13 protein-coding genes are annotated in these 12,523 nt (G+C 65.4%); 9 read left to right on the plus strand and 4 right to left on the minus strand.

From position 1 onward, the window contains the following. Positions 1-36 precede the first annotated feature (36 nt). The 8 genes from EDF56_RS11030 to EDF56_RS11065 all read left to right on the plus strand — a co-directional run bounded on the left by EDF56_RS11030 (position 37) and on the right by EDF56_RS11065 (position 8,023). Positions 37-1,437, plus strand: a complete 1,401-nt coding sequence (locus tag EDF56_RS11030) for a leucyl aminopeptidase family protein (RefSeq protein WP_132387228.1) — start codon at positions 37-39, stop codon at positions 1,435-1,437. Between the two features lie 186 nt (positions 1,438-1,623). Then, the gene (locus tag EDF56_RS11035) at positions 1,624-1,935 is read left to right on the plus strand and encodes an SH3 domain-containing protein (protein ID WP_347812979.1); all 312 of its coding nucleotides are present in this window, start codon (positions 1,624-1,626) and stop codon (positions 1,933-1,935) included. After that, complete coding sequence (gene argC, locus EDF56_RS11040) at positions 1,935-2,858, plus strand: N-acetyl-gamma-glutamyl-phosphate reductase (protein ID WP_132387232.1); 924 nt, start codon at positions 1,935-1,937, stop codon at positions 2,856-2,858. Before EDF56_RS11035 ends, argC begins: the two co-directional genes overlap by 1 nt. 413 nt (positions 2,859-3,271) lie before the next feature. Further along, positions 3,272-3,610 (plus strand): P-II family nitrogen regulator, encoded by a 339-nt coding sequence (locus EDF56_RS11045; RefSeq protein WP_021233466.1) that lies wholly within the window; start codon positions 3,272-3,274, stop codon positions 3,608-3,610. Between the two features lie 209 nt (positions 3,611-3,819). Then, positions 3,820-5,229, plus strand: coding sequence for a type I glutamate--ammonia ligase (gene glnA / locus EDF56_RS11050; protein ID WP_132387234.1), 1,410 nt, complete (start codon positions 3,820-3,822; stop codon positions 5,227-5,229). Between the two features lie 159 nt (positions 5,230-5,388). After that, positions 5,389-6,507: a hypothetical protein gene (locus EDF56_RS11055; protein ID WP_132387236.1), complete on the plus strand. Its 1,119-nt coding sequence runs from the start codon at positions 5,389-5,391 to the stop codon at positions 6,505-6,507. A 23-nt stretch (positions 6,508-6,530) separates the two neighbouring features. Next, on the plus strand, positions 6,531-7,130 hold the full coding sequence (locus tag EDF56_RS11060; RefSeq protein ID WP_132387238.1) for a fasciclin domain-containing protein: 600 nt from the start codon (positions 6,531-6,533) through the stop codon (positions 7,128-7,130). 257 nt (positions 7,131-7,387) lie between these two features. Continuing rightward, positions 7,388-8,023, plus strand: coding sequence for a lysozyme (locus EDF56_RS11065; protein WP_132387240.1), 636 nt, complete (start codon positions 7,388-7,390; stop codon positions 8,021-8,023). Positions 8,024-8,034: 11 nt separating this feature from the next. Here the strand turns inward: EDF56_RS11065 and EDF56_RS11070 are convergent, their stop codons facing one another. Next, positions 8,035-8,553, minus strand: a complete 519-nt coding sequence (locus tag EDF56_RS11070; RefSeq protein WP_132387242.1) for an Lrp/AsnC family transcriptional regulator — start codon at positions 8,551-8,553, stop codon at positions 8,035-8,037. Positions 8,554-8,668: 115 nt separating this feature from the next. Between EDF56_RS11070 and EDF56_RS11075 the strand changes: the two genes are divergently transcribed. Then, a complete protein-coding gene (locus EDF56_RS11075) occupies positions 8,669-9,649 on the plus strand; it encodes a DMT family transporter (RefSeq protein WP_132387501.1) in 981 nt (326 codons plus the stop codon). Between the two features lie 7 nt (positions 9,650-9,656). Here the strand turns inward: EDF56_RS11075 and EDF56_RS11080 are convergent, their stop codons facing one another. From EDF56_RS11080 to EDF56_RS11090, 3 genes are all read right to left on the minus strand, one after another. Then, the gene (locus tag EDF56_RS11080) at positions 9,657-10,013 is read right to left on the minus strand and encodes a VOC family protein (RefSeq protein WP_132387244.1); all 357 of its coding nucleotides are present in this window, start codon (positions 10,011-10,013) and stop codon (positions 9,657-9,659) included. A 74-nt stretch (positions 10,014-10,087) separates the two neighbouring features. Next, positions 10,088-10,924 (minus strand): arginyltransferase, encoded by an 837-nt coding sequence (locus EDF56_RS11085; protein ID WP_132387246.1) that lies wholly within the window; start codon positions 10,922-10,924, stop codon positions 10,088-10,090. Between the two features lie 328 nt (positions 10,925-11,252). Then, positions 11,253-12,506: a threonine ammonia-lyase gene (locus tag EDF56_RS11090; RefSeq protein ID WP_132387247.1), complete on the minus strand. Its 1,254-nt coding sequence runs from the start codon at positions 12,504-12,506 to the stop codon at positions 11,253-11,255. Positions 12,507-12,523 lie beyond the last annotated feature (17 nt).

Below are 12,523 nucleotides of genomic sequence, written 5' to 3' on the forward strand. Positions count from 1 at the left end.
CGGCTCACGCTCGCTGCGAGGCTAGAGAATCCCGCCATGAGCGACAAGAACGCATTGATTCAGCCCGACCGCGGCCAGAAGGCCGTGACCATCCATCTCGTCACGCGCGATGGAATGGAGCAATTCCTCAAGGGACTGCCGGTTCCACAACGCGCCGCGCTGGATGCCCAGAAATTCGTGGGCGATGCGGGCAGCCATGCCATCGTGACCGATGGCGACGGCTGGTCGGTGGTCGCGGGCGTCGCCGATCCGGCGAAGCTGACCTCTTGGTGCCTCGGCAAGCTGGCCGATGTGCTGCCCGCCGGTACTTATCGCTGCGCGGGCGGCGAGGCCGGAAAGGCCATGCTCGGCTGGATCGCCGGGCAGTACCGCTTCGACCGCTACCGCTCCGATCCTTCGGAAGAAGGCCCGCGCGTGCTGCTGACCACCGAGGTCAAGGCGATCGACGCCATGATAGCCGAGGCCGAGGCGACCGAACTGGTGCGCGATCTTGTCAACACGCCCGCCGAGGACATGGGGCCCGGACATCTTGAGGCCGAAGCCGAATCGCTCGCCAAGGCGTTCCGCGCCGAAGTGCGGGTGACGCGCGGGGAAATGCTCGAACGCGAATATCCGATGGTCCACGCCGTCGGCCGCGCGGCGGGCCGCGCCCATGCGCCGCGCCTGATCGAGCTGGAATGGGGCGATCCCAAGCATCCGAAGATCGCCGTCGTCGGCAAAGGCGTCTGCTTCGATTCGGGCGGTCTCGACATCAAGCCGGGCGCCGGCATGCTGCTGATGAAGAAGGACATGGGCGGCGCCGCGCATGCCCTTGGCCTTGCCCGCCTTATCATGGGCGCGCAGCTTCCGGTGCGCCTGCATCTGCTGATCCCGGCGGTGGAGAACGCGATCTCGGGCAATTCCTTCCGCCCCGGCGACGTGCTGCGCAGCCGCGCGGGCATCTCGGTTGAGATCGGCAATACCGATGCCGAAGGACGTCTGATTCTGGGCGATGCGCTCACCCGCGCGGGCGAGAAGGAGCCCGAACTGGTGATCGACTTTGCCACGCTGACCGGCGCCGCGCGCGTGGCGGTGGGCCCGGACCTGCCCGCGCTGTTCACGCGCGAGGACAGCACCGCGCAGGAGATTCTCGATGCCGGTCTGGCCGTGGACGATCCCTGCTGGCGCCTGCCGCTTTACGACGGCTACCGCGAATATCTGAAGTCCGACCTGGCCGACATCAACAATGCCGGATCGAGCGGCTTTGCGGGATCGAGCACTGCCGCGCTGTTCCTCGACCGCTTCCTGCCCAAGGACATCGACTGGGCCCATTTCGACACTTTCGCATGGCGCCCCGCCGCCCGGCCGGGCCGTCCCAAGGGCGGCGATGCGCTGGGTCTGCGGGCGGCGTGGTATATGTTGAAAGCGCGCTACGGCGGTGCCGCCGCCAAGGCCTGAACCGCGCTTCGCAAAGGGACGCCGCGAAAACGGCGTTCATCGATTGACGGCCGAACCTTGCGAAAAGTGCGCGCCCCCGCTAAGCGCGCGCTCCTTGCATTTGGAGATTTACCCGCGTTGGCCACTGAGGATTCCTTTACCCGCCCTCCCCGGATCGATGGACAACTTGCCATGACCGGGCCGAGCGTGACCGCGGATCCCGGCTGCCTGCCCGTTCGCGGCGACCTGGCGCACATCAAGCTCGCCGGGCGCTGCTTCGTGCCGCACTACGCAGTGCCGATGCCGCATCGGATCGCGGCAGGCGCCGTGTTGCGCGCCACTGGCCGCGACGACGCCGATGCCATCCGCGACCTGCCCGAGGGCGAGACCTTCAACGTGCTCGACATTGCCGGAAGCTGGGCCTGGGGCCAGCTGGGCGAGGACGGCCAGGTCGGCTATGTATCGCTCGACCGGATTGCCGCGATGGATGCGGCGGCCGGTGCGGGAGTTCAGGGCTGATGGCAAAGAGCGTCTTCATCGACGGCGCGGCCGGTACCACCGGCCTTGAAATCGCCGAGCGGCTTGCCGGGCGCGACGAGTTCGAACTGATCGTTCTCGATGACGCGCGCCGCAAGGACGACGCTGCCCGCGCCGAGGCGCTCAATGCCGCCGATTTCGTGATCCTCTGCCTGCCCGACGATGCCGCCAAGGCCGCCGTAGGCATGATTCGCAATGACACCACGCGCGTGATCGACGCCTCTTCGGCGCACCGCGTCGCGCCGGGCTGGGCCTATGGCTTTCCCGAACTGGTCGGCCGCGAGACGATTGCCGCCGCCCGCTTCGTCAGCAATCCGGGCTGCTATCCTACCGGCTTCATCGCCCTTGTCGCGCCGCTCGTGCGCGCGGGCCTGCTGCCGGCTGACTGGCCTTACGTCTGCCACGCCGTTTCCGGCTATTCGGGCGGCGGCAAGGCATTGATCGGCCGGTTCGAGGAAGACCGCGACATCGCTTTCCGCGCCTATGGCCTCGGCCTTGGCCACAAGCACGTGCCCGAGATGCAGACGCATGTCGGCCTGGCCCATGCGCCGCTGTTCGCACCGGCCGTAGTGCCCGCGCATCGCGGCATGCTGGTGGAAGTGCCGCTGCACCTCTCGGTCATGCAGAACGCCGGAAGCCCCGCCGAACTGCGCGCCGCGCTCGCCGCATTCTATGCCGGCAGCCCGATCGTCTCGGTGATCGATGACCAGCCCGACGAACTGCTGCTGCGCGCATCGATGGAACCGGTGGACTCGCTGACGCTGCGGGTGTTCGGTGCCAAGGACGGCACGCAGGCGCGCCTCGTTGCCATGCTCGACAATCTCGGCAAGGGCGCGAGCGGGGCGGCGGTGCAGAACCTCAACCTGATGGCGGGCCTTCCGGAGACTGCCGGACTCCGGCTCTGAAGCTCCGGACATCCGTCTGGACAAAGCTTTCCAGCTGAACGAACATGAGCGCCGCAGGTCCGAACCGGACCTGCGGCGCTTTTCGCATGGGCCACGGCATGGCGTTAACCATGCCGCTTGGGGCTGTGCCCGAACACCGGGCACGCGGACGCCGCCTGCACAATTTTCAGGCACGCCCTGCCTGTTTCTTGAACAGAAGTTGTGCCTCCGTCGGGGTTTACCCGCATAAGGCTGCTAAACAGCCATGGTAAAAGGTACAAATCCGGGCTTTTCGCGCCTGCACACTTCGCCTAGGACTTTCTCATCCGCATTGGCACGATTCTTGATGGGAATCGCGCGCGAGGCAGCTGGTTCCCGGGACCGGACTCCTCATCGGAAGAAGCCGGGAAACAAGCGCAGGGGTCTAGACAGGCGTGAAGAAAATCGAAGCTATCATCAAGCCGTTCAAACTCGATGAAGTGAAGGAAGCGCTGCACGAAGTGGGCGTCTCGGGCATCACGGTTACCGAGGCCAAGGGTTTCGGCCGCCAGAAGGGCCACACTGAACTCTATCGCGGCGCCGAATACGTGGTGGACTTCCTGCCCAAGGTGAAGCTTGAGGTGGTCGTGCCCGACGCGCTGGCCGAACGCGTGGTCGAAGCGATCGCGGACGCCGCGCAGACCGGCCGCATCGGCGACGGCAAGATTTTCGTGGTGCCGATCGAAACCGCCGTGCGCATCCGCACCGGCGAGCGCGACGACGACGCGCTCTAAACCAGGAGCGCCGAACTGAATTCAAGGGAAGCCCCCGCCTGTCTTCTGACCGGCAGGCATTCCCGCACAAAGCTTTTCCAGCCCTTTGCTGAATTCAGAAAGGGGCCGGATCGGGAATGGATGGTCGGGGGGCCATCCATTCCCGCAAGAATGCCAAAACCCGAAAGACTCTTTCGCAGGCGGAAGAGCATCACTGGAGAACCAAGATAATGGCTAGTGCAAAGGACGTCCTGAAGAAGATCAAGGACGAGGAGATCGAGTGGGTCGATCTGCGCTTCACCGACCCGAAGGGCAAGTGGCAGCACCTCACCATGGTCTCGACGATCCTCACCGAGGATGAGCTCGAAGACGGCCTTATGTTCGACGGTTCGTCGATCGAAGGCTGGAAGGCCATCAACGAGTCGGACATGATCCTCAAGCCCGACCTTGACGCCGTCTATGTCGATCCGTTCTCGGCAACCCCGATGCTGATCGTGTTCTGCGACATCGTCGAGCCCTCGACCGGCGAACTCTATGCCCGCGATCCGCGCTCGACCGCGAAGCGCGCTGAGTCGTTCGTCCGTTCGGCCGGTTTCGGTGACACCGTCTACGTCGGCCCCGAAGCCGAATTCTTCATGTTCGACGACGTGAAGTTCTACGACGGTTACGACGGCAACGGCTTCAAGATCGACGACATCGAACTGCCGACCAACACCGCCAAGGACTACGACGTGGGCAACCTCGCCCACCGTCCGCGCGCCAAGGGCGGCTACTTCCCGGTCGCTCCGGTCGACTCGGCTGTCGACATTCGCGCCGAGATGGTCTCGACCATGCTCGAAATGGGCCTGCCCTGCGACAAGCACCACCACGAAGTGGCTGCTGCCCAGCACGAACTCGGCCTGACCTTCGGCACGCTGGTCACCACTGCCGACCGCATGCAGATCTACAAGTACGTCGTGCACATGGTCGCACAGGCTTACGGCAAGACCGCCACGTTCATGCCGAAGCCGATCATGAAGGACAACGGTTCGGGTATGCACACGCATATCTCGATCTGGGACAAGGGCAGCCCGCTGTTCGCCGGTAACGGCTACGCCGGTCTCTCGGACATGTGCCTGTACTTTATCGGCGGCGTCATCAAGCACGCCAAGGCCCTCAACGCCTTCACCAACCCGACCACCAACAGCTACAAGCGTCTGGTGCCGGGCTACGAAGCCCCCGTGCTGCTCGCCTACTCGGCGCGCAACCGTTCGGCTTCGTGCCGCATCCCTTACGGTGCGGGCGACAAGGCAAAGCGCGTGGAATTCCGCTTCCCCGACGCGATGGCCAACCCGTACCTGTGCTACGCCTCGCTGCTGATGGCTGGCCTGGACGGCATCAAGAACAAGATCCATCCTGGCGACGCCATGGACAAGAACCTCTACGATCTGCCGCCGGCCGAACTCGCCGAAGTGCCGACCGTTTGCGGTTCGCTCCGTGAAGCGCTCGACTCGCTGGCGGCTGACCACGACTTCCTTCTCGAAGGCGGCGTGTTCACCAAGGACCAGATCGAAGCCTACCTCGAACTCAAGTGGCCCGAAGTGCTGCGCTGGGAAACCACGCCGTCGGCCGTTGAATTCGACATGTACTACAGCGCCTGATCGCGCGTCCTTCCTTTCGGGGAAGGAGCATCAGTTCGCCGAGTGGGGCGCCCGGAGCAATCCGGGCGCCCTTTTCGTTTCCTGTGCGTTTCCCTACGATGCGCCTGCGGGGAACAGCCGCCCTGATGCGGCGTTGCCCCTCATCGAAAGGAATTCCCGATGGTCCGCATCCGCAGCACGCTGACGCTGGGAACCGCGACGCTGGCGCTGCTTTCGCTTACCCCGCCGGCAAGCGCGCAGCAGCAACCGGGCGAAGGCCACGGCACGCCGGAGCGTGAAGGCGGGCCGCAAGCCCCTTCCCCGCAAGGCCCGCGACAGGACGCCCCGCCGCCTCACGAAAACGCACGGCCGGGCGAAGCGAGACCGCAGGAAAGCGCCCGCCCTGCCCAGCCGCACCCCGAAGCATCGCCCCACGCGCTCCCGCGCGAGGATCAGCGCCAACAGACTCCGGATGGTGGCCGCCCGGCCCCCAAGGACGTGGGGCCCGGACAGATCCCGGCTCAGCCGCGCCAGCAGCAGGAAGCCGAACGACGGCGCGAACAGGAGCAGCGCTGGCAGCAGCAACGCACAGGCCAGCGGCCGATTCGTGAGGATGTGCGCGAAGTCGCCCATCGGGACGCGCATGGCCGGTCGTTCCAGGTGCCGACCAATGACCGTGTCAATGTCGTCACCAACTCCAGCCGGTCCGACTGGGCCGCCGCCGCGCAGCGCCGCAGTTTTGAGGGTTGCCCGCCGGGGTTCGGGGCCCGCTACCAGAACTGCGCGCCGCCCGCGCTGGCCGAGCCCGTCCACCACCGCTGGAACCAGCCCGACTGGTACGGCGCCTACGATCGCAATACCGGCTATCGCTACGCCGACGGCTACCTGCTCCGCCTTGGCCCCAACAGCGCCGTGGCCAGCTACGTCCCCTTGCTCGGCGGGGCGCTGGCGGTCGGGCGATCCTGGCCGGGAGCCTATAACGCCGTGGCCCTGCCGGATCATTACACCCGTTACTACGACCTCGGCCCCTCCAGCACTTATCGCTACTATGACGGTGTGATCTACCGCGTGGCTCCGACCAACGCGGCGATTACTGCTGTTGCGGCGCTGCTTACCGGCGATGCCATCGCGGTGGGCCAGCCGATGCCGGCGGGCTACGACGTCTACAACGTGCCTTACAATTATCGAGACCAGTACTTCGATGGGCCCGATGCGTTATACCGCTATTCAGATGGCGCAATTTACCAGATCGATCCCGCCACCCGCCTCGTGCGGGCGGCGATCGAACTGCTCGCCTGACCTGCTCCAAGGAAATGCCTCCGATGCGCAACGCCCTCCTCGCCGCACCGCTGCCCGTTGCGCTCGCACTGGCCCTGACCCTCTCCGCCGCGCTGGGGCTGGCCGCCTGTTCGGGCAAGCAGAGCCCGGCCGCCGAAACCGCCAGTGAGACGCCGGCCGCCGCGGTCACACCTGCGAGCGCGACCCTGCCCGAAGTGCTGGACGATGCCGACGGCATGCAGACCATGGCCGAAGCGCTCAAGACCACCGGCATCGAGGGCGTGTTCAACGACAAGGGCAGCTACACCCTGCTCGCGCCCGAGGACGATGCTTTCGACGCACTGGGCGACAAGGGCAAGGCGCTGATCGAGGCCAATGACCACGCCGCTCTGGCCGCGCTGGTGCGCAATCACATGCTCACCGGCTATATGACGCCCGAGGACATTGCCGCCGCAATCGCCGCCAGCAAGACCGGCAAAGTGACGATGCCGACCCTCGGCGGCGGCACGGTGACGTTCTCGAAGACTGGCGAGGCCATCACGGTGACCGCCGATGACGGATCGCAGGCGACGATCGAGGACAGTCCCGTGGCCGGCGGATCGAGCATCGCCATTCCGGTGAGCGGGGTCCTCCGGAAGATCTAGTCCGCCGGAGCAAATGGAGCGCTGGGGCTACTCCGCCCCTCTGTGCCGGCGGAGAATCCTTGCGAAGTCCATGTGCTTAGGCTCCAATCTCACGGGAATCGGCGCGTTTGGCCGCGACGATTAAGTTATGTTCACTATATGTTCTTTCCTCGACAGATAACGGAAACTGCGATCTAGTCGCACCCGTCCAGCTCGGCATCGAATCGGGCGGTTCGGGAACGCGCCTTTTCCGTTCACGCGATCGAGAAGGACAGGACATGAACAGGAAACCGATCTTCGATGCGGTCCGCAAGCTGTTGGACCGCCCGTTCACGCAGCCCGAAGTCGATGCACTGGACGAGGCGATAGACCTCGCCACCTCCGCGCTTCCCGCCACTACCGCACCCGAACCCACGGCGCCCGAACCTGCCTCGGTGCCCGACGCTTCGGGCCGGACGCTCGGTGCGGCGGGCGCCAAGCTCATCAAGAAATGGGAAGGCTGCGAGCGGCACCGCGCCGATGGCAAGTTCGATGCTTATCCCGATCCCGGCAGTGCCGACGGCAAGCCCTGGACCATCGGCTGGGGATCGACCGGCCCCGACATCCGGAAAGGGACGGTCTGGACCCAGGCGCAGTGCGACGAACGCTTCGATGAGGACATGAAGTCCTACGTGGGCCAGGTCGCGCACTTCATCGGCGACACGCCCACCACGCAGAACCAGTTCGATGCCCTCGTCTCGTTCCAGTACAATACCGGTGCGATTGCCTCTTCGACGCTGGGTAAGCTGCACAAGCAGGGGAAGTTCGAAGACGCGCAGCGGGAATTCGCCAAGTGGATCTTCAATAACCACAAGCCGATGGCCGGTCTGAAGGCGCGGCGGGCTGATGAGGCGAAGCTCTACGGCACGCCCTGATCCTCGCTAGCTCAGCCGGGTGGGGGAATCACGATCCCCGTATCCACCTTCACCCGGTCGAGCGCGATCAGCGAACCGTAGCTGGCGATGCAGTCGTTCTCTGCAAACAGCTCGCGCGTCAGCGCCTCGTAAGCGCGCATGTCGCTGGTGACGATGACAAGGACGAAGCTGACGCCGCCGGTAACGTAATAGCATTGCTGCACTTCGGGGCGGGCGCGGAACAGCGCCTTGGCGGCATCGACCGTTGGCGCGCGTTCGTCGCGCAAGTTCACTTGCACGATCGAGGTGATGCCCTGCCCCAGCGCCTCGGGATCGACCAGCGCGACATTGCGCACGATCACGCCCGCTGCCTCCATCGCCGCGATACGACGCTGCACGGCTGCCGCCGAGAGGTTCACGGCCTCGGCAATGCGGCGCTGGGGCGTCCGCGCGTCCTGCTGGACGATGCGCAGGATGGCCCGGTCGAACGAATCGAGGCGGCGGCCGGAAGATGGCGGGGATTGCTCGGTCGGTGTGGTTCGCCTGGTCATGAAGCGGGTTTTTGTTGCATTCGGAAGCCAAATCAAGAGCACACGCCTCACCACGGTGATGATATGTCTCGCCGCATCGGCATCGTGGAGTGGGAAGATGGAAATGGCGGGAAGCATGGCTGCGGGCACGGGCGGGGCGCGCTCGACACTGCTCGGCGTACTGTGCGGTGTGGGCGCGGGCGCGCTCTGGGGGCTGGTGTTCCTTGCGCCCGAACTGGCGCGCGCGTTCAGTCCGCTCGAACTCACCATCGGCCGCTACCTCTGCTACGGCGCGATTTCGGCCCTTTTGCTGGCCCCGCGCTGGAAATCCATCACCGCACACCTCTCGCGCGAAGCATGGATCGCGCTCGTCTGGCTCGCGCTGGCCGGCAACACGCTCTATTTCGTGCTGCTTGCCAATGCCGTGCAGATCGGCGGCATCGCCATGGCATCCATCGTCGTCGGCTTCCTGCCGGTGACGGTCACTGTAGTTGGCAGCCGCGACCATGGCGCGGTGTCGCTCGCCCGGCTGGCGCCTTCGCTGCTGCTCTGCGCGGCGGGCGTGATCTGCATCGGCTGGCAGGCCATCGCGTCACCGGGGAACACGCCGCTGGCGACACGCGCCCTGGGCCTTGCCTGCGCATTCGGCGCGCTTGTTTCGTGGAGCGCTTTCGCGGTGGGCAACAGCCGCTGGCTCACCCGGCTCGATGCGGTGTCCGCGCATGACTGGAACCTGCTGATCGGCGTCGTCACCGGGCTGCAAAGCCTGCTGCTGGTGCCGCTGGCGCTATGGCAAGCCGACGCCGCGCGCAGCTCCGCCCAATGGACCACATTCCTCTCGGTCTCGCTCGGCGTCGCCGTACTGGCCTCGATCACCGGCAATGCGCTGTGGAACCGGATGAGCCGCTTGCTGCCGCTGACGCTGGTCGGGCAGATGATCCTGTTCGAAACGCTCTTTGCGCTCGCCTATGCGCTCGTCTGGGAGCACCGCTTGCCCACCGTGTTCGAATCGGCGGCCTTCGTCCTGATGGTGGCCGCCGTGCTGAGCTGTCTGGCCGCGCACCGGAAACCCGCCAGCGCCGATCTGGCCCCGCTCAGCGAAGGCGCTGCCCACTGAGCGCCGCTCATTCGGCGGGCGGCTCCCACAATTCGATCGGATTGCCTTCCGGATCGTGAATACGGGCGAACTTACCCGTCTCGGGCGTATCCCATTCCGGATTGGTGGTGACCGCGATCCCGGCCTCGCGCAGCGCCGAAAGGAGCGGATCCAGCGCGTTGACGCGGAAGTTGATCATCCACTGCCTGTCAGCGGGAAAATAGTCCGTGTCGCGCGCGAAGGGCATGAACACGGTGGGCCCGGCCTGCTGCATCCACTGATACGAATCGTTGAGAGCCACGCCCAAGTGCGTGCGATACCACGCCTGCAAGGCCCCCGGATCGTCTGCCCGAAAGAACACGCCGCCAATACCGATTGCAGCCATGAAGCGCTCCCACCCAGGCCGTGAACCGGCCGAATTCTACCGCAGCGCGCTCGGGACTCAGCCGCTGCGCGGCGTCACCGCGCGATCGAGGGTACGCCGTCCTTGCGGGCATTCTCACCTAGGTCGGCGCGGCTGCGGGGATTGGCCACGGCGGCGGCGATCAGGCGGTCCTGCTCTTCGGCGGTAAAGCGTTCCCAGCCGGTGCGGCCGAGCTTTTCCATCGGGCGGAAGCGCACCTTGTACTGCATCCGCGGCGAGCCTTCGACCCAGTAGCCGAGATAGACGTAGGACAGCCCCATCTCACTGGCGCGGCTGATATGATCGAGGATGATGTAAGTCCCCAGCCCCTGCCGCTCATGCGCGGGATCGTAGAAGCTGTAGATCATCGAAAGACCATCGCACTGGCGGTCGGTCAGGCAGGCGCCGACAAGGCGACCGGGCGTCACGCCGTCCACCGAAGGTTCGCGATATTCGATCACGTAGCTGGTGACGGGGGTGTGTTCGACCATGTCGGCAAAGTCGACATCGTCCATCGAGGTCATCCCGCCTTCGGGGTGACGCGCCGCAAGGTAGCGCTGGAGCAGTTCGAACTGCTCGCTGGTGGACCAGGGGCGGCAGACCGTGGCGACAAGGTCGCTGTTACGCTTGATCAGGCGCTTCTGCGTGCCCGATGGCACGAATTCGTCGGCCACCACGCGCACCGAGATGCAGGCGTTGCAATCGAGGCAGGAGGGGCGATAGGCCACCGTCTGACTGCGGCGGAAACCGATCCGGCCGAGCGCATCGTTGAGCGAATCCGCGTGGGGGCCCTTGAGTTCGGTGAAGACCTTGCGCTCGCTGCGCCCCGGAAGATAGGGGCACGGCGCCGGGCTGGTCACGAAGAACCGGGGAAAGCGAACGGGAGCCGTCACGGGCGCAGTCTATCCTCTGGCTGACGGTAGACGGACTTTTCTTAAGCCGCCTATCCGTGTCTGCCCTGAATATGCATGCGCCCGCGAGGTGTTGAAAGTCTTTTAACCACAAATATGGAGCTGTTCGCGGCAAAATCGGACCGGAGGCCCGCCGTTAACCGTCTATTGTCCCGTAACGGGGCGCCCGATGGTTCAGGCAACGGCCGGGCCGCGCCGCAAACCCGCTCCGAGACTCATTCCGAATCCAGCGCGTCACGCCACCGGTCTAAATCGGGAAGTCCGTTTGGAATCGGGATCTTGCCCGATTCCAAACGGATACTTCGCAAGTTCAATCGGTTTCGACCTGACGCACTTCATACCCTTCGCGGCGCAGCGCGGCGACGAGGGCATCAAGCTGCGCCCGGTCTCGCGCCTCGCACTCGATCTCGGTCACGAGTCCCTTGGCGGGCAGGTGCGTGAAGATGCGCTGATGGAACACCTCGATGATGTTCACATTGTGCTCCTGAAACACCTTGGCGACCTTGAACAGCGCGCCTGCGCGGTCCTGCAAGCCGATCTTCAGGCGCGCGAGACGGCCCGAACGGGCAAGGTCGCGCAGCAGCACGTTGGCGAGCAGGCGCGTATCGATATTGCCGCCCGAGAGCACGATGCCCACCTTGCGGCCCGCGAACAGTTCGCGATTGGCCATGACGGCGGCAAGGCCGGTGGCGCCCGCGCCTTCGACCAACGTCTTTTCGATCTGCAACAGCAGCGCCAGCGCGCTTTCGATGCCCGATTCGCTCACCAGCAGGAATTCGTCCAGCAGCTCGCGCAGCACTTTCGAGGTGAACTGGCCCGGCGCGAAGACGGCGATGCCTTCGGCCAGCGTGTCTCCGCCGATGGGCAGGCTGGTGCCCTTGAGCAGGTTGTACATCGAGGGATAGAGCTGTGCCTCGACACCCACGAGCCGGATGTCGGGCTTGATCGCGCGCGCCGCCGTGCCCATGCCAGAGGCGAGCCCGCCGCCGCCGATCGGCAGCACCAGGGTGTCGATCTCCGGCACGTCTTCCAGCATTTCGAGCGCAACAGTGCCCTGCCCCGCGGCGACATGCGGATCGTCGAACGGGTGGATGAAAGTCAGGCCCAGTTCGGTCTCAAGCTTGCGGGCATGGGCATAGGCCTCGTCGAAGCTTTCGCCTTCGAGCACGACTTTGCCGCCCACGCTCTCGGTCTGCATGACTTTCACGGTCGGCGTCGTGCGCGGCATAACGATGGTCACGGGCACGCCGAGCCGGGTGCCGTGGTACGACAGGCCCTGCGCATGGTTGCCGGCCGAAGCGGCGATCACGCCGCGCGACTTGCGCTCCTCGTCCAGCAGCAGAAGGGCATTGAGAGCGCCGCGTTCCTTGTAGGCGGCGGTGAATTGAAGGTTTTCGAACTTGAGCCAGATGTCGGCGCCGGTGATCGCGCTCAGCGTGGTCGAATAGAGCGTGGGCGTGCGGACGATCTTGCCAATAATGCGGCCGGCCGCGCTGCGAACGTCGTCGGCAGTCAGCAGGGGCCCTTCGGGCTCCGCGGCGATCGTGAGAATTGGCTGTTCCATAGTGGCCGCGCCTAAAG

It is taken from the genome of Novosphingobium sp. PhB165, from assembly GCF_004341845.1.
Classification (GTDB): Bacteria; Pseudomonadota; Alphaproteobacteria; order Sphingomonadales; family Sphingomonadaceae; genus Novosphingobium.